The sequence below is a fragment of the Pseudoalteromonas sp. GB43 genome (genome assembly GCF_054923805.1).
In genome coordinates, this window is the sequence record NZ_JBPCHJ010000001.1 from 2,404,403 (window position 1) to 2,423,970 (window position 19,568).

Annotated in this window: 17 protein-coding genes and 4 pseudogenes; 14 read left to right on the forward strand and 7 right to left on the reverse strand. The window is 41.3% G+C overall.

Translation table 11 applies throughout. The features are described from left to right. Positions 1-15: 15 nt before the first annotated feature. Positions 16-1,478 (reverse strand): annotated as a pseudogene (locus ACRWSG_RS11420) (Gfo/Idh/MocA family protein). A gap of 273 nt (positions 1,479-1,751) precedes the next feature. Between ACRWSG_RS11420 and ACRWSG_RS11425 the strand changes: the two are divergent. The 7 genes from ACRWSG_RS11425 to ACRWSG_RS11455 are packed head-to-tail and all read left to right on the forward strand — an operon-like array spanning position 1,752 to position 8,455. After that, positions 1,752-3,017, forward strand: coding sequence for a D-tagatose-bisphosphate aldolase, class II, non-catalytic subunit (locus ACRWSG_RS11425; RefSeq protein ID WP_462166326.1), 1,266 nt, complete (start codon positions 1,752-1,754; stop codon positions 3,015-3,017). A gap of 23 nt (positions 3,018-3,040) precedes the next feature. After that, positions 3,041-4,159, forward strand: coding sequence for an SIS domain-containing protein (locus ACRWSG_RS11430; RefSeq protein WP_054552754.1), 1,119 nt, complete (start codon positions 3,041-3,043; stop codon positions 4,157-4,159). A 17-nt stretch (positions 4,160-4,176) separates the two neighbouring features. Beyond that, positions 4,177-5,100 (forward strand): ROK family protein, encoded by a 924-nt coding sequence (locus ACRWSG_RS11435; protein ID WP_462166328.1) that lies wholly within the window; start codon positions 4,177-4,179, stop codon positions 5,098-5,100. Beyond that, positions 5,078-6,241, forward strand: a complete 1,164-nt coding sequence (nagA, locus tag ACRWSG_RS11440) for an N-acetylglucosamine-6-phosphate deacetylase (RefSeq protein ID WP_462166329.1) — start codon at positions 5,078-5,080, stop codon at positions 6,239-6,241. Before ACRWSG_RS11435 ends, nagA begins: the two co-directional genes overlap by 23 nt. A 13-nt stretch (positions 6,242-6,254) precedes the next feature. After that, the gene (locus ACRWSG_RS11445) at positions 6,255-6,470 is read left to right on the forward strand and encodes an FAD-dependent oxidoreductase (protein ID WP_462166330.1); all 216 of its coding nucleotides are present in this window, start codon (positions 6,255-6,257) and stop codon (positions 6,468-6,470) included. A gap of 49 nt (positions 6,471-6,519) precedes the next feature. Continuing rightward, positions 6,520-7,950 (forward strand): GMC oxidoreductase, encoded by a 1,431-nt coding sequence (locus ACRWSG_RS11450; RefSeq protein ID WP_462166331.1) that lies wholly within the window; start codon positions 6,520-6,522, stop codon positions 7,948-7,950. Beyond that, positions 7,943-8,455 carry a hypothetical protein gene (locus ACRWSG_RS11455; protein ID WP_199530262.1) on the forward strand — a complete coding sequence of 171 codons (513 nt, stop codon included), beginning with the start codon at positions 7,943-7,945 and terminating at the stop codon, positions 8,453-8,455. Before ACRWSG_RS11450 ends, ACRWSG_RS11455 begins: the two co-directional genes overlap by 8 nt. A gap of 30 nt (positions 8,456-8,485) precedes the next feature. On the opposite strand, the pseudogene ACRWSG_RS11460 reads toward ACRWSG_RS11455, so the two are convergent. Next, a pseudogene (locus ACRWSG_RS11460) lies at positions 8,486-9,816 on the reverse strand (sugar MFS transporter). A 159-nt stretch (positions 9,817-9,975) separates the two neighbouring features. Between ACRWSG_RS11460 and agaR the strand changes: the two are divergent. Further along, positions 9,976-10,740: a transcriptional repressor AgaR gene (agaR, locus tag ACRWSG_RS11465; RefSeq protein WP_235377209.1), complete on the forward strand. Its 765-nt coding sequence runs from the start codon at positions 9,976-9,978 to the stop codon at positions 10,738-10,740. 46 nt (positions 10,741-10,786) lie between these two features. Then, the gene (tatA, locus tag ACRWSG_RS11470; RefSeq protein WP_294409813.1) at positions 10,787-10,942 is read left to right on the forward strand and encodes a twin-arginine translocase TatA/TatE family subunit; all 156 of its coding nucleotides are present in this window, start codon (positions 10,787-10,789) and stop codon (positions 10,940-10,942) included. Between the two features lie 11 nt (positions 10,943-10,953). Here tatA and ACRWSG_RS11475 read toward each other — a convergent pair whose 3' ends face one another. After that, a complete protein-coding gene (locus ACRWSG_RS11475; protein WP_462166332.1) occupies positions 10,954-12,033 on the reverse strand; it encodes a mechanosensitive ion channel family protein in 1,080 nt (359 codons plus the stop codon). A 122-nt stretch (positions 12,034-12,155) separates the two neighbouring features. On the opposite strand from ACRWSG_RS11475, the gene ACRWSG_RS11480 reads away from it, so the two are divergent. From ACRWSG_RS11480 to ACRWSG_RS11495, 4 genes and pseudogenes are all read left to right on the forward strand, one after another. Beyond that, positions 12,156-13,121 (forward strand): YihY/virulence factor BrkB family protein, encoded by a 966-nt coding sequence (locus tag ACRWSG_RS11480; RefSeq protein WP_462166333.1) that lies wholly within the window; start codon positions 12,156-12,158, stop codon positions 13,119-13,121. Positions 13,122-13,310: 189 nt separating this feature from the next. Beyond that, positions 13,311-14,960 carry an ATP-binding protein gene (locus ACRWSG_RS11485; RefSeq protein ID WP_462166334.1) on the forward strand — a complete coding sequence of 550 codons (1,650 nt, stop codon included), beginning with the start codon at positions 13,311-13,313 and terminating at the stop codon, positions 14,958-14,960. 97 nt (positions 14,961-15,057) lie between these two features. Next, positions 15,058-15,899: pseudogene (locus tag ACRWSG_RS11490) on the forward strand (pirin family protein). A 9-nt stretch (positions 15,900-15,908) separates the two neighbouring features. After that, complete coding sequence (locus ACRWSG_RS11495) at positions 15,909-16,880, forward strand: glutathione S-transferase family protein (protein ID WP_300361599.1); 972 nt, start codon at positions 15,909-15,911, stop codon at positions 16,878-16,880. Between the two features lie 121 nt (positions 16,881-17,001). Here the strand turns inward: ACRWSG_RS11495 and ACRWSG_RS11500 are convergent, their stop codons facing one another. The 4 genes from ACRWSG_RS11500 to ACRWSG_RS11515 form a co-directional block, all read right to left on the reverse strand. Beyond that, positions 17,002-17,496, reverse strand: a complete 495-nt coding sequence (locus ACRWSG_RS11500; protein ID WP_462166335.1) for an AAA family ATPase — start codon at positions 17,494-17,496, stop codon at positions 17,002-17,004. A gap of 89 nt (positions 17,497-17,585) precedes the next feature. Then, a complete protein-coding gene (locus ACRWSG_RS11505) occupies positions 17,586-17,846 on the reverse strand; it encodes a hypothetical protein (protein ID WP_407681616.1) in 261 nt (86 codons plus the stop codon). After that, positions 17,843-18,289, reverse strand: coding sequence for a hypothetical protein (locus ACRWSG_RS11510; protein ID WP_054552741.1), 447 nt, complete (start codon positions 18,287-18,289; stop codon positions 17,843-17,845). Before ACRWSG_RS11510 ends, ACRWSG_RS11505 begins: the two co-directional genes overlap by 4 nt. 5 nt (positions 18,290-18,294) lie before the next feature. After that, positions 18,295-18,636 carry a hypothetical protein gene (locus ACRWSG_RS11515; RefSeq protein ID WP_054552740.1) on the reverse strand — a complete coding sequence of 114 codons (342 nt, stop codon included), beginning with the start codon at positions 18,634-18,636 and terminating at the stop codon, positions 18,295-18,297. A 460-nt stretch (positions 18,637-19,096) separates the two neighbouring features. Here ACRWSG_RS11515 and mraZ point away from each other — a divergent pair. Then, a pseudogene (gene mraZ / locus ACRWSG_RS11520) lies at positions 19,097-19,556 on the forward strand (division/cell wall cluster transcriptional repressor MraZ). The last annotated feature ends 12 nt before the right edge of the window (positions 19,557-19,568 follow it).

Consider the following 19,568-nt stretch of genomic DNA (forward strand, 5'->3'; position numbering starts at 1 on the left):
TCAGGAGAGAAAGTGTTAAGACACAATTCCCAGAGGCTTACCTGTTTGCCAAGCGCCACGGGTAAAGTCTGGAATTGTTTTACTGTTACTTCTATCAGCAACCGATGCCATACTTTGCGGGAAGATTGATGACCATGCTGCGGCATCGTATACATCTTGATCGAGTGGCTCATTATTGCGTAAGCAGTAGATCATGCGCCAAAGCATAATGAAGTCCATACCGCCGTGGCCACCGTTACGTACTGCTTCTTCACCCATGCGTTTCCACAGTGGATGATCAAACTCAGCACGCCACTTTTCCATATCTTGATCCCAGCTATGGAAGTTTTGCATATGTGGCTTACGACCCTGTGAACCTGCTTTCTCCCAGGCAGCGAGCTCTGCTTCATATTGCTGTTGGTAAATTTTCGCGATAGCTGGTGGCACATCTTCAAGAGCAATACGATTAGGGAATCCTGCAAATGTGCCATTAGTACCTTGAATTAGGTTATGGCGGCTGTACGGGCGAGGGCTTGTGGTGTCGTGCTGAACCATAATGCTACGACCTTTCACTGTTTTAATAATGCTGGTATTCATGTCGCCAGCAGTAAATTTTAGTGAACGACGCTCGTGGGACCTGCAGGGAATTCACGTTCTGCATAGGCGGCGCGGCCAAGCGCAGGTGAGCTGACTGAAGTAACAAAGTCAAAGCGGTCACCACGGTTGATGTTCATATACTGAGAAACCGGGCCTAAACCATGGGTTGGGTATAAGTTACCGTTTACTTTGGTATGCCAATAAGTACGCCATGAGCCTGTGCTGCGGTCAATTTCTTTCATTTGCCAACGCAAGTCATGAATATAAGCTGCTTCACCATGCAATAACTCACCAAATACGCCTTTACGAACCATGTTTAAAACCATTAACTCGTCACGGCCGTAGTTAACGTTTTCCATCATCATGCAGTTCTTTTGCGTGCGCTCTGCGGTGTTTACTAATTGCCAACACTCTTCCATGGTGGTTGCTGCAGGTACTTCAACAAAGGCATGTTTACCACTTTCCATGGTCTCAACACTCATCGGTGTGTGCCATTTCCAAGGCGTTGAAATGATCACAATGTCGATGTCATCACGAGCGAGCATGTCTAAATAGGCTTTATCTGAACCCGTATAAGCAGTTGGTTTAGGTAAGCCTTTTTCAATGACATAATTAACAGACTTATCTAGCATTAGCTTATCTGTGTCGCAAATAGCTTTGATTTCAACACCTTCAATATGGCAAAGATGTTTCACATGGCCGCTACCACGTTGACCAACCCCAATAAAACCAACACGCACCACATCCATTGCAGGCACAGCTAAGCCCATTACGCTTTTACCTTGCGCTGCAAGAGGTGTGCTTTGATTATCACCTTGTTGGCTTTTCGCACAGCCAGTCACGACTGTCGCGGCGGTAATGGCTGCGGCAGATTTTAAAAAACTACGTCTATCTATTGTCATAACGATACCTAAATCACTGAGATTATTTTAATAGTGGGTTTCAGTTGTTTCTGTTATATCGCAACTAAAAGTTAATTACAATTAAATGCTTTCAAAATCTTTCAAATTGGTAGCTGTATTACCCTTAATGCCTTTTTATGGTTTTTTAGGTCAAATTTTAGCTTTGATTTGCACTTTCGTTTTCTTTCATTTTGTTGCGTGGTGTTTCGCTGTGTGCTACTGTAATTTCAAATCACGTATCTAACCTTTGATGTAAGCTGCTTGGAGAGAACCATGAATGCATTAAAAACGATTATTAATAACAATCGAGTAGGGCAAGCGCAGGGAATTTACTCTGTATGCTGCGCGCATCCACTCGTTATCGAAGCAGCGATGTTGCAAGCTCTTAATGATGACACTGAAATTTTAATTGAAGCTACGGCAAACCAAGTTAATCAGTTTGGTGGCTACACGGGTATGAAGCCTCATGACTTTGTTGAATTTGTTTATGCAATAGCCGAAAAAGTGGGTTTAGATACCCAGCGCATTATTTTAGGTGGTGATCACTTAGGTCCTGTGTGTTGGGTGAATGAGCCTGCAGAGGTTGCGATGGTAAAAGCTGTTGAACTTGTTAAAGCCTATGCGAGTGCGGGTTTTAAAAAAATTCATCTAGATGCCAGTATGCCATGCGCTGACGATGGAGAACGTTTAGCTGATGCAGAAATTGCCAAGCGTGCAGCATTGATGTGCCAAGCTGCTGAGTCGGTCTCAAAAGATAACGATATTCTTTATGTGGTTGGTACTGAAGTTCCTCCTCCGGGTGGGGCAACAGAAGAGCATGAAATTATTGAGGTATCCCATGTTGAAGGGGTACAGCAAACAATCGAATTACATCAGGCAGCATTTGCTAGCTTAAACATAAGTGACGTGTGGTCGCGTGTTATTGCTGTTGTTGTGCAGCCAGGGGTTGAGTTTGATAATCATCAAGTTTTTAATTACCAACGTAATGAAGCGCAAAAACTGAAAGAGTTTATCACTACTGTCGATAATCTTGTGTATGAAGCTCACTCTACTGATTACCAGCCAGATCATTGCTATCGCGAGTTAGTACAGAATCACTTTGCCATATTAAAAGTGGGGCCACAGCTTACCTATGCACTACGCGAAGGTTTATTTGCTTTAACTTATATTGAAGATCAGTTAGTTGAACCTGCTAAGCGTTCTAATTTACGTGATGTCTGTGAGCGCATCATGCTAGAAAAACCACATTATTGGAATAAGTTTTACCCATCGCAGGGTGCTGAAGCTAAGCTGTTTAGGGCTTATAGTTATAGCGATCGCATCCGTTATTACTGGCCTGAAGATGAGATAAAACAAACAGTAGAAACGCTGTTTGAGAACTTAGAAGGGCAAATTATTCCACAGACCTTACTTAGCCAATTTATGCCAATGCAATACAAAGCATTAACTAAGGATCAAATTAACTCATCACCGCGTGAGTTAGTACTTAACAAAATAATGGAAGTGACGAATAGCTATTCGCTTGCTTGTAATCAATAAGTGGTGTTGAGAGAGAATTTAATATGACACAGTTTTTATCCTTAAACGAAACAGAACTTAAGCAACAGAACGCTTATTGGACCGCAAGAGAAATCACACAACAACCCAAATCATGGTGTAATACGGCAACAGTGATTGATAACAAGCGAGCTGAGATTAATGATTTTTTAGCGCCGATTTTAGCACTTAATAACTTAAAAGTTGTTTTAACAGGCGCTGGTACATCAGCTTATGTGGGCGAGGCTTTAACACCTCATTTAACTGCGAAAACCGATTTGGACGTATGTGCTGTCAGCACCACTGATATTGTCTCAAACCCATATGGTTTTTTACAAAAGGGCACGCCAACCTTACTTATTTCTTATGCGCGCTCTGGAAATAGCCCTGAAAGTGTCGCAGCGGTCGATATTGCAGAGCAAGTCGTTGATGAATGTTATCACTTGGTTATTACCTGTAATGAAAACGGTGAGTTAGCTAAAAGCGCATCAGTTAAAAGCAATAGCTTAAGTGTGATAATGCCAAAAGAAACACTTGATGAGAGCTTTGCAATGACAAGTAGCTTTACCTCAATGCTGATTTCAACACTGTGTATTTTTACTCCAGATAGCGTTCAATTAGAAAAAGTTGTGGCGCATACTAATCAGCTACTCGATACGCAAATTGATGACATTAAGCGTTTTGCACAAAGTAACGTTGAGCGCTTAGTGTTTTTAGGAGCCGGGTCTTTACTTGGCTACGCCAAAGAAGCTGCATTAAAGTGTTTAGAGTTAACAAATGGTGAATTAATTAGTTATTTTGAAACGCCTTTGGGTTTTAGGCATGGCCCGAAAACCATTATTAATACCAAAACTGCCGTACTATTGATGTCATCAGGAAATCTATACAGCAGTTTATATGACACTGATTTATATAATGAATTAGTCAATGAACAGCAATGCCTGCGAATAGAAAAATTATCGGTAGGTACAAAGCAGCAACCGCTGGATGATGTGTGGCAAGGTCTGTATTATATTGTTTATTGTCAGATTTTTGCATTTTTTAAATCAATCTCACTCGGTTTAACACCTGACAATCCTTGCCCAACGGGCGAAGTTAACCGTGTTGTACAAGGGGTAACTATTTACCCGTTAACTTCTTGTTAGAAAGTGTTAGGTAGAGTATGGCTGTTTATGGACTCGATATTGGTGGAACAAAAATAGAAACCGCCATTTTTAATAATAATTTAGAGCAACAGCAGAGTTGGCGTATTACTACGCCAACTGATGATTATCAGCAATTTTTGCAGGCAATATATCAGCAGGTGCTAAAGGCCGATGAATTAACAAGTAGCCAAGGTGCGGTGGGCATCGGTATGCCAGGTATCATTAATGATGAAGGTAAAGTGCTGTCGGCTAATGTGCCGTGTGCCACAGGCAAAGTGATTGCCAACGATCTTCAAGCATTATTAAAACGCCCTGTTGCGATATTAAATGACACCCGATGTTTCGCTTTATCAGAAGCAAATGGCGGAGCTGGTGAAGGTTATAGCCGAGTATTTGGTGCCATTGTTGGTACGGGGGCTGCGGGTGGTATGTGTATTGATGGCACTTTGTTTAACCAGGGTTTAGGTATGTCGGGAGAATATGGTCATTTACCGCTTTCTGCGTATCTGCAACAAAAATATCAGCTGCCCGTTTTAAAATGTGGCTGTGGTTTAAATGGCTGTGTAGAAAGCTATATTGCAGGTCCCGGTGTACAAACTCTGTATCAACATATTACGCAATCCCCTAAATCAGCGATTGAATGGGCAAACGATATTAAGCTAGGTGATGAGCAAGCTTTAAAGGTGCTCGCTTGTTACTTAGATATTCTTGGCGAAACCTTTGCTGCCATTAGTAAAAGTTTGCACCCAGAAGTTATCGTACTTGGCGGGGGGTTGTCGCTCATTGATGCAATAGTAGAAAAGCTCCCTGATGCGATTCAAACTCATTTATTTTCAGGTTTTGCCGTGCCCGACGTGAAGCGTGCAAAGTTTGGTGATTCTAGCGGCGTAAGAGGCGCTGCAATAATAGGAAGTGTTCATGCTAATTCCAACGGATCTTAATCGCTATTACTTAAAAGCCGCAAAAGTGGTGACTGCTGAGAAGGTTTTACTCGATCATGTGGTCTTGGTCGAGCAAGGTAAAATTACTGCCATTACTAGGCAAATGGCGCCCGAGATCGAAGTAATAGATTTAGGTGAGCACAGTTTATTTCCGGGCTTTATTGATTTACATATTCATGGCCGGGAAGGCTGCGATATTATGGACGGCACCCCAGAATCACTAGAGATTATTTCTCGTTCTTTAGCAAAGCATGGCGTAACGGGGTTTGTTGGCACAACGGTGACTGCGGACTGGGACGTCTCAATTCAAGCTTATAAAAATATGGCGAGTGCCTATCAAAAAGGCTTGGCTGGGGCGCAGTTGCTAGGGGCTTATAACGAAGGTTTATTCTTTGCAGAAGCGCATAAAGGCGCGCATAACGAGTCATTTTTTTTAGAACTTACTAAACAGCGATTTGATGAAATTTATGCCGCATGTGAAGGTTGCTTAAGCTCATTTGCGTTGGCGCCAGAACTACTTAAATCGCCCGATATGATCCGCTATATCACCGATAAAGGTGTGCGTGTGATGCTGGGTCATACAGATGCTAATTTTGAGCAAACAACACAAGCTCTTGCCCATGGTGCTTGCGGTGGTGTGCATATTTTTAATGGTATGCGCGGTATTCATCATCGTGATCCTGGTTGTACTGGCGCACTGTTGATGGACAAGGATGCCATGGTTGAGCTTATTCCTGATGGTATTCATTTGCACCCGAGCATCATGAACATGGTTTACCGTTTAAAAGGGGCAGATAAAATTGCTCTGATCACAGACTGTGTGAGCGCCGGAGGCTTACAAGATGGTCGCTACCGCTTAGGTGAGCTTCCTATTGTGGTTGAGCAAGGTGTTGCACGAACTGAGAGCGGTTCTTTAGCGGGCAGTACATTAACCATGGAAGTTGGCGTTGAGCGTTTTTATAACTTAACCGACGCAAGCCTAGTTGAAGCAACTAAAATGGCCAGTTTAGTACCCGCTGAGTTTTTAAATAAAGCGGAGCAAATAGGCAGTATTGCGGTAGGTAAACAGGCTAATTTTGCCCTGCTCGATAAAGACTTTTCTGTTCAAGCAACAATCTGTGCGGGTAAGCAAATCTTTTAAAAGTTAAGTGAGAATGCAGGCAAAAGTATTCGATGCCATTGTTATTGGCAGTGGCATTACTGGCGGCTGGGCTGCTAAAGAACTGACCGAAAAAGGGCTCAATGTACTGCTACTTGAACGTGGTAGGCAGGTTGTGCACGGTACTGACTATATCACTGCGTTTAAAGAAGATTGGCAACTGCCATTTCGCGACAATTACCAGCTTACTAGAAAAACAGAATCAAGCTAAACAAGCACGCACTGGCTATGCCACCAAGCAATCAATAAAACACTGGTTTGTGAATGATTTGCAGCACCCTTATCAAGAATCACAGCGTTTTGATTGGATCAGAGGGTATCATCTTGGTGGGCGCTCATTAACTTGGGGGCGGCAATGCTTGCGCCTCAGTGATATAGATTTTGCAGCCAACAAACAAGATGGTCACGGCGTTGATTGGCCTGTGCGCTATCAAGATATTGCGCCTTGGTACGATAAAGTCGAAGCCTACATCGGGGTTATCGGCGAAGCGCTGAACTTACCTCAGCTACCAGATGGACCTTACTTACCTCCTTTTGCGCTTAATGCCGTAGAGCAGCAGCTTAAACAAAGTTTATTAACTCACTACACTAATCGGCACCTCACCATCGGGCGAGTTGCGCATTTAACTAAGGCCAAGCCTGAGCAAGGTCGTGCTCCATGCAGCAAGCGCAACCGCTGTATGCGAGGTTGTCCAACCGGTAGCTATTTTAGTAGTTTAGCCTCGACCTTACCTGCAGCGATGCGTACTGGGCGACTCACAATTCAGACTCACTCCATTGCTAAAGAGATTATTTACAATCCAGAAAGCGGGCAAGCCACAGGTGTGAAAGTAATTGATGCTGAATCTAAAAAAGAGCGTATCGCGCAAGCGAAGATTATTTTTTGCTGCGCATCAACGGTGGCTACAACAGCCTTGTTATTAAATTCAACCTCTGCACGTTTTCCTAATGGCTTAGGGAACGATAGTGGAGAGCTTGGGCATAACCTCATGGATCACCATTTTAGGGTTGGCGCAACGGGTGAACCAAAAGGTTTTGCTGATGACTTTAATGATGGCGATAGACCCGTTGGCTTTCATATCCCGCGTTTTCGAAACCTTAATGATAGCGAGCAGCATAGCTTTATTCGCGGCTATGGCTATCAAGGATACGCAACACGCAAAGATTGGCGACGGGGCTTTAAAGAACTCAGCTTTGGTAAGGCTTTTCGAGAAGAGCTTGCCAAACCTGGGCCTTGGCAAGTTGCATTAATAGGCTTTGGTGAATGCCTGCCTTATCATCGTAATAAAATGAGCTTAGATCCGGTATTAAAAGATCAATGGGGATTACCTTTAGTTAATTTTGATTGCCAATTTGCTGAAAACGAGCAGCGCATGCGCGAGGATATGAAAGCGCAAGCCGTCGAGATGCTCAGCAAAGCTGGTTATCAAAATGTGCAAGCGTACGATAAAGGCTCAGCGCCGGGGCAGGCCATCCACGAAATGGGAACTGCGCGCATGGGACATGATGCTACAACCTCAGTGCTTAATCGTTACAACCAAATTCATAGTGTGCGTAACGTCTATGTCACTGACGGCTCGTTTATGTGCTCGTCGGGTTATCAGAACCCTTCGTTAACCTATATGGCATTTACTGCGAGAGCCGCCGATCATGCTGCACGACATTATCAAAATGGGGTGTTCAATGGCTGATCTACAAAGGCGAAATGCCATTAAATGTTTAGCTGCATTATTCGGTGCGGCTATTACGCCAGTGGCTGCGACTCAGCTATTTGATAAAGTGGATGACAATCATTTTGAGGTGCTTAAAACAGCGGCGCATCGGGATGTGGTCACGCAAATGCAGGCGGTTATTTTAGAACTGGAGCCAAATGAGCAGCTGTATTTTAATTTAGTCGCTTTCACAGATTTAATGCTAGCAAATACACTAACAGTGACTGAACGTGCGGCATGCTTAAAAGGCGCTGAGCTGATTGCAGACGGTGCTTTTTCATCGTCGCAATTAGCAGATAAACTCACAGGCTTATTTACTATCTCTTTGCAGCAGCAACAGCGCATAATAGCGCAGCAAGCCTTGCCTCTTTCAGAAGTGAGCCCTGATAAGCGTGACGAGTACTTAATATATAAGTGTATTTTTACCGTGCGTGAATTTTTGCTACTGGGCTATTTCACATCAGAAAAATTGCAGGCTAGTTAAACAGTAAAACAACTAAGCCTGCCCATGTCGTTACTTACGCCAACTTGTTAGTTTGTGACCAATCAGTGCGTAATAAAGAATAAACGCATAGCAAGGGATCAACAGATAGTAAGCTTGTTGTGCATTGCCCGTATATTCTGCAAACACACCGTATACCAAAGGCAATAGAGCGCCACCAGAAATCCCCATAATCAGTAATGCCGCGCCGGTTTGAGTTTTATCGCCGAGATTTGCAAGGTCATAGGCCAAATGGTCGGCCAAACTAGCGCATTCGATAAGCCAAGTAATGCAACAAATAACACGGTATCTGGAAAACTGTTATCAGCAAGCCAAAAGAGCACTACGTTTGCAATCGCAGTTTGTTGCGGATCAATCAAAATGATGCCAAGTGAAAACACACAACCACTTAACGCGGAAAATATCAGCGCCTGTTGCTGACTAAAAAAACGAGGAATTAACACGATACCTAACACATAACCTAGCACCATAAAGCCCATGGTGTAAGAGGTGAGTTCAGCGAACTGCAATACCCCTTGTTCTTTGCCGTAAAGGCCAATGGTGTCGCCGGCAATGACTTCTGCACCTATGTAAAAGAATAGGGCGATTACGCCTAAAACTAAGTGTGGGAATTGCAGTACTGATTTACTCTCGCTGTTGTTGCTAGTTTTTGGTTGCTCAATATCAGGTAATGGAGCCAGCATAATCAACGCAGCTAATATCGCTAACGCAATTGCCATTACAAAGTAAGGCGTTATTAAACGATTAGCCAATTCTTGCAACTGTAATTGCTTTTGAATGCTGTTCAATTGGGCGAGAGCTTCAGGGCTAAAGCTGGCAATGTCGCTAAATACAATCGCAGAGAAGAGCAATGGAGCAACCACACCTGCGCTCTTATTGAGAATACCCATGATGCTAATGCGTACGGCTGCCGTGTCTTTAGAACCAATTAGCACGATGTAAGGATTCGCAGCGGTTTGTAATAAGGTGAGGCCGCTTCCTAAAGTAAATAAGGCAACCAAAAATAACCAATAAGCCTGAATTTGTGCGGCAGGAATAAACAACAACGCGCCAAATGCCATGGTACCTAAACCAAATGACATACCATGCTTATAACTAAATAATTTCAATATCTTAGCGCTCGGCAGTGCCATGACGGTATAGGCGATATAAAACACCAATGTCACCATGTAAGCTTCAATATGGTTGAGATCACAGACCATTTGTAGAAATGGAATCAAAGATCCATTGAGCCAAGTTATAAAGCCAAATAAGAAAAACAAGCCACCTATGATCAACATAGGTAGTAATTGTGTACGGTTGGTGTGTTCTGTTTGCTCTAATAGTGAGCTTTGTGTTGTCATTTTTGTCACCAATAAGTTAACGGTAGATTAATGATAAAACATTTTTCGTAAGTTTTGAAAGTTTTATTTTATTTCGAAACTAAGCTTGGCTTTGAAACTGTAAATTGTGTAATATTGAACTACGAATTTGAAAGCAGCTATATAAACAACAGGCCAGCTATGCTAACCACAATAGAAAGAAGACAAAAAATCGTTCTGATGACCGAGGAAAATGGCAAAGTAAATGTTAAAGATCTTGCGAAAACTTTTGATATTTCTGAGGTTAGTATTCGCCATGATCTTAACGAACTGGGCAAGCGTGGTCTGGTTGTTCGTTCTCGCGGCGGCGCAATTGCTTGTGATAAATTGGTCAAAGAGTTATCAGTTAAAGATAAGCATAACGAAAATTATGCTGTGAAAGTTCTACTGGCAAAAGCTGTTGCAAATTTAGTTGATGATGGCGATTCACTAATTATTGATTCGGGCACCACAACCGAAGAAGTCGCGAAAGCATTGACCAACAAACAAGACTTAACCGTGATGACAAACGGCCTCAATATTGCACATGTACTGGCTGATATAGACGATGCCAATGTATTTATGCTGGGTGGGCAATTGCGCAAGAAATCAATGTCTTTTTACTCAAATGAAGTTGAACAAGCACTCAGTAAATATAATTTCAAAAAGGTTATTTTAGGAGTGGATGGCATAGATCCTGAAACGGGGATCACCACCCATTATGAGCCTGAAGCAATGTTAAACCGAACAATGTGCACACGTGCAGATCAAGTGATTGCTGTAACTGATTCAAGTAAATTTGGTAAACGGGCTTTGTATAATGTATTACCACTAAAATCAATCGATGTGCTAGTAACCGATAAAAACATGCCAGCTGAATTTGTTGAGTCATTGGTTGCTTTGGGGATCGACGTAATCACTGTTTAGAGCTAGTAGCATACTGACAAATTACCTAAACCTTAAGGAGGTTATTATGGCAGGAATAAGTGTTTGGCAATTAGCTATTATTGCCGCAATTGTGGTGCTTTTATTTGGCACAAAAAAACTGTCACAGATCGGTGGTGACTTAGGGACATCAATTAAAGGGTTTAAACGTGCAATGCAAGATAAACCCAAAGACGAAGCCTGATAATCTTTGTCTCAAATAATGTTATTACCTTGCTCTGGGTCGCGAGATTGATCTGCTTGCACACGGATATCATCGGCATCACTGCTAACATCATCAAGGCTGTGATCGTCGAGTGATTTTGCTGTTTTTGGATCAGCGCTTACGTTATTGTTTGGCTGTTCGGTATTGTTTTCGCTATTTAAAATAATTCGCTCGCGAGCATCATCCGGCATGCTTATTTGCTCCGCTAAATAAGTATTGACCAACTCTCGCATCAATTGTGAGGCCACTTTGATAGTACTGTGTTCGTTACTATTTACCCAAAAATAAATGGTTAGATTAAGAGTTGCTGAGCCTAATGAATCAATTAATACTTGGCTTGGCGGATCATTAATAACAGCAGGGTTTTGATTAACCACTTTCATTGCTAATTGTTGGGCATAGCGAATGTCATTATCGTAGCCAATGCCAACATTAAAGTGACCCCGCATTTTTGGGTTTGCGGTGAGATTTTTAATGACGTTTTTATAGACGGTCGCATTGGGAATTTGAATGTGATTGCCATCAAAATCAACCAAGGTGGTGGCGCGAGCCGTAACCTTTTTAACTACTCCTAAACGCCCATCTACTTCAATAACATCATCAATACGAAAAGGGCGCTGCACACTAAGTAGCATACTTGAGATAAAGTTTTCGGCAATATCACGAAAAGCAAAACCTAAAATAAGCCCAACTAAACCAGTCCCACTCATAATCGCCACAGCAAAACTGGTGAGCCCTGCAAGACGCAAAAATAAGTACACGCCAAACAAGATGATAATGATGCTAAAAAAGCGCCTCGTCACCACATGCAAAAGTTTACTTTCACTGACAAAACCAAGCGGTTTGATTAATAAATACGATAAAGGGCGGGCCAACAAGTAACAGATAATGATGGCCGCAATACCAAGTGTCAGTGCAGGTAACATTTGCCATGTAGTATGTAAAAACTGCGTAATTTGAGAGTTTAAGTCTTGCCAAGATAAGCTCTCAGGGATTGCTTGCGATGTTACTGAAACTGTCGGTGTAAACAAACTAGCCAATTGATTTTTAATAGGTAAATAATAACTCATCGCACCGCTCCATGGACCTTTATACTGTTTTTATAAGCTTAGCTTAATGCAATTCAGACGCCATTATTACTGGCAAGTTGTTTGCAGTTTGAGAGTGTTAAAGGCAATTTTTTAGGTCGTTTATGAGTAAGGACAATCGAGGTTACCAAGCTCGCTCACCGATGGAGATCCCAATTCGCGGTTGGTGGGATATCAGTAAGCGGGTTTATCACAACCTATCACAAGACAATTTATCTTTTGTAGCAGCTGGCGTGGCATTTTATGCTCTTTTAGCTATTTTTCCTGCTCTGGCAGCTATTGTATCCGTATATGCCTATTTTGCTTCTCCCACAGATATCCATGATCAGTTAGATAAGGTGATTGCGATATTACCTGCAAGTAGTCGTGACATCATTTTGCTTCAAGTTAGCGATATCACTCAGCAGTCAAATAAGGTATTGAGTGCAAGTGCCATAGGTACCTTGCTATTAACTATTTGGAGTAGCAGTAAAGGCTGCCAAGCACTTATTACCGCCTGTAATATTACTTATCATCAGCGTAATAAGCGTCAGTTCTTTATGGCATTAGTGGTGCGTTTTTTATTTTCTCTAGGTGCTATTGTAGTTGCGCTGGTGGCATTATTGATCATTGGTATCTTACCGATTGTACTCAACTTAGTTGGTTTAACAGAGCTTATCGACTTAATGATTCAGCTCATTACTTGGCCATTGTTAGCCATTATTTTTAATCTCGCTTTAGCGTTTTTATATCGTTATGCGCCTCATCGAACTCCAGCTAAATGGCGCTGGATCACGCCGGGCTCAATGCTTGCTACGCTAATGTGGATCATCGCATCAATTGGTTTTTCATATTATGTATCTCAATTTGCTAGTTATAACGAAACCTATGGATCGCTAGGTGGTGTGGTGATCATGTTGATGTGGCTTTATATCAGCGCATATATCATCATTTTTGGTGCGGCTATCAATGCTAGTACAGAGCAGCAAACTCTAGTTGATAGCACTATTGGGCCAGAAAAAGCTGTAGGGAAACGCGGCGCGATCGTGGCCGATAGATTGACAATTAAACAACGAGAAAATGAGCAATAAGACGCAGTCGAGTTACTCCTTTAGGTAACCCCTAGGCCCTAATTGACATTTTTAGAATTGACTTCTATTAAATATTTAATCCTAAAGTTCGATTTTGGTTTTTATGACTCGTACTGTGATTTTACGTATCAGTAGGTCAGAAAGTTAAATCTGCGATCTCTAGCTGTAATCATATTTATAGGTCATGAAATGCAAAAAGAGCTCCAACTTAATATTAAGCGTTTATCTTTACTTAATTTGGTTGCTGTAATTCTAGCTGGGTTAACGGCTTTGTCAGTTTATTTAATGTATGGCAGTTTAAAAACCATAGAGGCTGAAACTAAGGTTAGGTATCAGTCTTATATTTTGGCTGAGCAAGTCAGACAAAGTTCAGATCAATTAAGTTTAATGGCAAGGGCTTATACGGTAACAGGCAATACTAAATTTTTAGACTTTTTTAACCAAATTCTAGCTATTCGCAATGGTGAAGCTCCACGTCCCGAAGATTATCACCGTGTTTATTGGGATATGTTAATGCCTCATAACGGTAAGGCTCCATTTCCTGACGGTGAAAAAAAATCACTCCAAGCTATGCTAAATTCCATTGGTATAACAGATGAGGAGATGCAACAAATCCGGCTTGCAGAAAAAGCATCAAATGATTTAACAAAAATTGAGTACACTGCTTTTCAAGCTTTAGCAAATAAACCTGACGAGAATATGGAAAAGGAGCAAATTGACGCGATTCTGAGTTTGTATAGTGATGATTACTTTTTGGCAAAGTCAGAAATAATGAGTCACATTAATAACTTTTTGTTTATGTTAGACTATCGAACCGAACAAAATCTTCATACTGCGACGCGAGATCACTACTTGATGTCGCTTTTCTCTTTTTGCTGCTTTATTACCATTTTAATTGTGCTGTATTTTATGGTTTGTTTGCGCAAATCACTTAATCATTTATATGTGTCTTCACTTGAAGCTGAAGTGGCAGAAAAAACATCTTCTTTGACTGAGAAAAACTTGCAGCTTAAAGAATCTATGGATTTAATGGCAAAGACTCAAAAATACTTAATGGAAGCAGAAAAAACAGCAGCACTAGGTCGTCTAGTTGTTGGGGTAGCACATGAAGTCAACACGCCTGTAGGTATATGTATAACAGCTGTCAGTTACCTTGAAGATGAAAATAAAAAGATGGGAAAAGTGCTAGCTGATAAACGCGTTAGTAAAGGCTCACTTGAAAAATATGTACATACTTCAGAAGAAATTAGCTTATTACTTCATTCTAATTTAGATCGATTAGTTGAATTGATAACAAGCTTTAAACAAATTGCCGCTGATCAGCATTGTGATGAATTAAGGTTAATTAACTTGAATCCGCATCTGCATGATATTGTGATGTCGTTTAAGTCAGATTCTAAAAATAAAAATGTTGAGGTGATTTTTAACATACCCGATGATTTAAAAATTCAAAGTTACCCAGGAACATTTAATCACGTTATGACAAACTTGTTTTCAAATGTTTTTTTTCATGCGTTTGATGGGCAGATTGAAGGCGCAAAAATAGAAGTTTCGGCAAGTTTTAAACATAATAATGTTTTTATAAGTGTTAAAGACAATGGCTGCGGCATAAGCGAAGATATTCAAGATAAAATATTTGATCCTTTTTTTACTACTAAGCGTGTCCAAAAAAATACTGGTCTAGGGCTTTATGCTGTTATGAATTTAGTTACGCAAAAATTAAAGGGCTCGATTAGTTTCGAATCTGAAGAACAGACAGGCACCACTTTTTATTTAACTTTGCCAAATCTTCAAACTGAGCATGAAATAACGCAGAGCGATGATAAAGAACCTCTTTAGTATTCGCTTTTATAGAACGTTAGATGCTTATTTTACTCATGGTTGTTAGTTAAAATAGCGCCTAAAATCACTTCATACAATTTACGGGAGTAAAGTTATGAAAGTGATTCAACAATTAAATAGCCATGCCACACAAGATGGTGATGGCGTAAACATCAGCCGTATTCCAGGTTTTGATGGCAAGTACTTAGACCCTTTCTTAATGATCGATGAGCTTAAATCCGATGATCATAGTGATTTTATGGGCGGCTTTCCTGCGCACCCTCACCGTGGTATCGAAACCTTTACTTATATTATTAAAGGTGGCTTTGAGCACCAAGATCAAATGGGTAACAAAAAAGCAATTCGTGCTGGCGATGTGCAGTGGATGAGTACCGGTTTTGGTGTGATCCACAGTGAAATGCCATTAGCAGATGCTAAAGAAGGTATGCATGGCTTTCAGATTTGGTTAAATATGCCAAGTGCCGAGAAGCTAAGAGCGCCGCGATATCAAGATACCACTGAAGCGCCAGCACCAACGACTCAAAATGAGCAAGGTGTTGAGCTAAAAGCATTAGCTGGAAGCTGGCAATTTGCAGGTGAAAAGCAGGACTCTAGCCTACAAGATCTCGCCGCTGATGGCATGCTTGCTGATGTGACTTTACCGGCTGGCACGCAGTTTTACCATACACCGCTTACACAAACTAAGGTGATGATCTATATCCATACCGGAGAAATTCATACTGAACAGGGCGGACCAGTTAAAGCAGGTAGCTTATTGATTTTAGAGCCTGGCAGTGACATTGAGTTTAACTCGCAAACGGGTGCAGGGGCGTTAATTCTAGCTGGTGAGCCGCTTAAGCAACCAATCGCTCATATGATCCGTTTGTAATGACAACCCAAGCTGAGTTACAACAAGCAGTACGTGACTATCAGCTAGGTAAATTTGGCACACTATAGGAGGTTATTGTGGGATTACTAGTAAATGGCCAATGGCAAGATAAATGGTACGACACCGATAACAATCAAGGTGAGTTCAAACGTGAGGCAGCCCAGTTACGCAACTGGGTTACAGCAGATGGTAGTGCAGGGCAAAGCGGTGATGCGGGCTTTAAAGCTGAGAAAGATCGTTACCATCTATATGTCTCTTTAGCTTGCCCGTGGGCTCATCGCACTTTGATTTTTCGCCATTTAAAAGGCCTTGAAGATTATATCAGTGTGTCGGTTGTCAGTCCTGACATGCTAGAGCATGGCTGGACCTTTGATAAAGACAATCACAGCACCGGTGATGCACTTTTCGATAGCGACTTTATGCATCAAATTTATACGCGTAACAAAGCCGATTATTCAGGTCGTGTTACGGTTCCCGTGCTTTGGGATAAAAAAACGCAGCGTATTGTTAGCAACGAATCTGCTGAAATTATCAGAATGTTTAATAGCGCGTTTAATTCCCTAACAGGTAATGAACGCGACTTTTATCCGCAATCGTTACGTTCTGAAATTGATGAAGTTAATGAGTTTGTTTATCACAACATTAATAATGGGGTGTATCGTGCAGGCTTTGCGACAACGCAAGAAGCTTACACTGAAGCCTTTGATGATCTCTTTGCAGCTCTTGATAAAATTGAGCAACGATTATCAGCTAATCGTTATTTAGTGGGGGACACACTGACTGAGGCCGACTGGCGTTTATTTACCACCTTAATTCGCTTCGACAGTGTTTATGTGGGCCACTTTAAATGTAATTTGCGTACTATTGAGAGCTATCCGGCGATCAGCAACTATTTACGTGAGTTATATCAAATTGAAGGTGTAAGTAAGACCGTTGATTTTTATCATATAAAACGTCATTACTATTTTAGCCACACCATGATCAACCCAACTCAAGTTGTGCCAAAAGGGCCTGATATAGACTACGCTCGGTCTCATAACCGTGGTTAATAAACCTTGATAACTAACAGTTTAATGACTTGATTGAACTGTTAGTTATAACTATCCATGACCTTGCGGATAGTGTCGATGCCAAACATCACCTTTTGAATAAATGACTCAGAACTTTTCACTAAATTAAAATTAGGGTGCTGAGACCAAACTGCTTGCAGTTTGTCATCAAGCAATATGGCTTGCTGATCAGACTCGTTTCTGACTGGGTTATTAGAATGAATACTTTGCCCAGACTTCGCTGCTGTTTCAAAAAGATCACTGCATCATATTTATCCAGCTCGGTATGTAGGTTGGTATTCAGACACTCAAAAAACTCATCTTGCTCACCGGACCAGTAGGCAAGTCCATCTAAGCTACCACGATCGCAAAGCATTAAACGATCTGGGTGCATGGTTCGTTGAATATGTTCAAGGTGTTTTTGTAAGCTGAAGATAGCTTGTTGGTGAGCTTTGATCAGGTGAGTTGCATCACCACGTTCTATACCACCGCTGAACAGCATGGTCGCAGATTCTGGTACAACAACAATTTGATTAGAAAATTCACGTCTTAATAGATCGATGGCTGTTGTTTTACCACCGCCAGGGCCACCAGTTAGTACAATCCTTTTCTTCACCTTACATCCTCACAAATTGCTCGTTTGTGTTTAAGGTAATGAAAATAGGTGGCAAAGAGAAGTAAAAAGCAAACATTACATGATAATGATCACAACAAACGCAGTAACCAGCTGAAGCGGCTGACTTGTTTCAATTTACTGTCCTTGTGGTCTGAGTTATTAAGTGCTTCATAACCCATACCCGCAGTGAAGGCACTGGCAACACCCACTTTACTTACCGCAAAGCGTTTTAAACGGTATTTGAACGCTTGATGGTGTTGACGTTTAAGCTCATCTTGTAAATCCATTTGCTGGCTTAGCTTAGTTACTCTGTGTTGCGGTTTATTAATAAAATAATCAATTAACATCATTCATCCTTACTAATATTCAATAATTGACGAATACTTTTTAGCGTATGATCGAAACCTATTTTACTGCTGACATAACCAATGTTCTTCCAAAGCCATGCAAGACAAAGCAATTGTAATGCAATCAGTGAAATAGCGGCTAACCACAATGATTGGCTAAAGCTGAATATCGCGATACCGACAGTAGCAAGTAAACCAGCCCAAAGTAACACTAAACCACCGGCAAAACAGACAAGTAGTATAATAGTTAAGGCGAGTGAACGTGTTGATAAGCGCCACTCAGCAGCTGCAAGCTTTTTGCAAGTCCCAGTTTGTTTGCGGTAGTCAATGTATAGCTGTTTGCCGTAGTCAGATAATTTAGCAAGGTGATCTTGCCACTGATCAGCGTTTAATGGCTGATCAGTGGCATCTTGCGTTTTCTCATCTGTAGATTGAGAAGTTTGCATAACAATTACTTACGACGAATAAGTGCAGTTACTAACATGCCTGCAGCAAATGCAATACCTGCTGTTGCAAGTGGGTTTTCTGATGCAAGTTTACGAGTTTTACCACTGTATTCATTAATTTTAGCGCGTGCTATTGCTTGCTTTTCCGAAAGCGTTTGAGCAGAGCTAGATGCACCCTGACGTACACTATGTTCAGCACTAGCAGCGCGTGTTGATAATGCATCTACTGCGTGGTGAGCTGCCTCTGTCGCTTTTTCTGTGAATGGCGCCTCTACTTGAGCCGCGTTCGAGTTTGCACTGTTACTTGTTGCCGTGCTTGAATTCGATTTTGAAGTTGCGGTAGTCATAATCATTCCTTAAAAATTGCCATTTAATTGGTGATTAATTCATCGCAACCTTCATACCAAAATATAAAATCAATAATTTTCAATTGTTTATTCTTTTTATTGCGTTCTTGGTTAGTGGTTTTTCGTAACTCTTGCAGGGTGATTAAGTAAAAATTACAGAATAAGATAATTTTGTAATTGTTCATTGGTTATTCATTAACCATTTTTCCCCATTAGATTGCCAATAAAATTGGAAAAAAAATTTTTTTCTATGTTTTCCACTTTTTCCCACGTAATTCAGAGGCTTTGCTTGAGGCCTTATTTTTTCTGGCTTTAGAAGGCACTGAAGATGATTCTAGTTACTTGACAAAATAGCTTGTCAAGCCCTAAACTGGAGCACTGTGGTAAAAAGTGGTTTTTAGTGGATCAAATTGGATCAGAGATAGTCAGTTACAATAAATAACCTAATTTAAGGCATGTTATGTTTCGGGGTGCGAGCTCACTGAGTTTGGATGATAAAGGACGTTTTGCGGTACCAACTAAGTACCGAGATGCGATCTTGTCTGAAAGATCAGGGAACGGTTATTTGCACTGTTGCTTTAAACGAGCCCTGCTTGTGGTTATACCCGTTAGCCGAGTGGCTTGAAATAGAAGAGCGACTATTAAAAATTTCAAATATGAATCCACGCGCTCGCCGCATGCAACGAATGTTGCTCGGCAATGCCACAGAATATCAATTAGATAAAAATGGCCGAATTTTGCTGGCACCTTCGTTACGAGCCCATGCAGAACTAGGAAAAAAAATCATGTTGGTTGGCTTGATGAACAAGTTCGAAATTTGGGATGAAGATCGTTGGCATGAACAAATGCGCCAAGATACTGAAATTGAACGCCTAGGCGATTTTGAGGCGAATCCTGAGTTCGATAACTTCTCACTCTAACGACACAAAGAA

Coding starts and splice junctions, on each gene's coding strand:
- ACRWSG_RS11425 (WP_462166326.1), top strand. CDS start 1,752: ATGAATGCATTAAAAACGATTATTAATAACAATCGAGTAGGGCAAGCG.
- ACRWSG_RS11430 (WP_054552754.1), top strand. CDS start 3,041: ATGACACAGTTTTTATCCTTAAACGAAACAGAACTTAAGCAACAGAAC.
- ACRWSG_RS11435 (WP_462166328.1), top strand. CDS start 4,177: ATGGCTGTTTATGGACTCGATATTGGTGGAACAAAAATAGAAACCGCC.
- nagA (WP_462166329.1), top strand. CDS start 5,078: ATGCTAATTCCAACGGATCTTAATCGCTATTACTTAAAAGCCGCAAAA.
- ACRWSG_RS11445 (WP_462166330.1), top strand. CDS start 6,255: ATGCAGGCAAAAGTATTCGATGCCATTGTTATTGGCAGTGGCATTACT.
- ACRWSG_RS11455 (WP_199530262.1), top strand. CDS start 7,943: ATGGCTGATCTACAAAGGCGAAATGCCATTAAATGTTTAGCTGCATTA.
- agaR (WP_235377209.1), top strand. CDS start 9,976: ATGCTAACCACAATAGAAAGAAGACAAAAAATCGTTCTGATGACCGAG.
- tatA (WP_294409813.1), top strand. CDS start 10,787: ATGGCAGGAATAAGTGTTTGGCAATTAGCTATTATTGCCGCAATTGTG.
- ACRWSG_RS11475 (WP_462166332.1), bottom strand. CDS start 12,033: ATGAGTTATTATTTACCTATTAAAAATCAATTGGCTAGTTTGTTTACA.
- ACRWSG_RS11480 (WP_462166333.1), top strand. CDS start 12,156: ATGAGTAAGGACAATCGAGGTTACCAAGCTCGCTCACCGATGGAGATC.
- ACRWSG_RS11485 (WP_462166334.1), top strand. CDS start 13,311: ATGCAAAAAGAGCTCCAACTTAATATTAAGCGTTTATCTTTACTTAAT.
- ACRWSG_RS11505 (WP_407681616.1), bottom strand. CDS start 17,846: ATGATGTTAATTGATTATTTTATTAATAAACCGCAACACAGAGTAACT.
- ACRWSG_RS11510 (WP_054552741.1), bottom strand. CDS start 18,289: ATGCAAACTTCTCAATCTACAGATGAGAAAACGCAAGATGCCACTGAT.
- ACRWSG_RS11515 (WP_054552740.1), bottom strand. CDS start 18,636: ATGACTACCGCAACTTCAAAATCGAATTCAAGCACGGCAACAAGTAAC.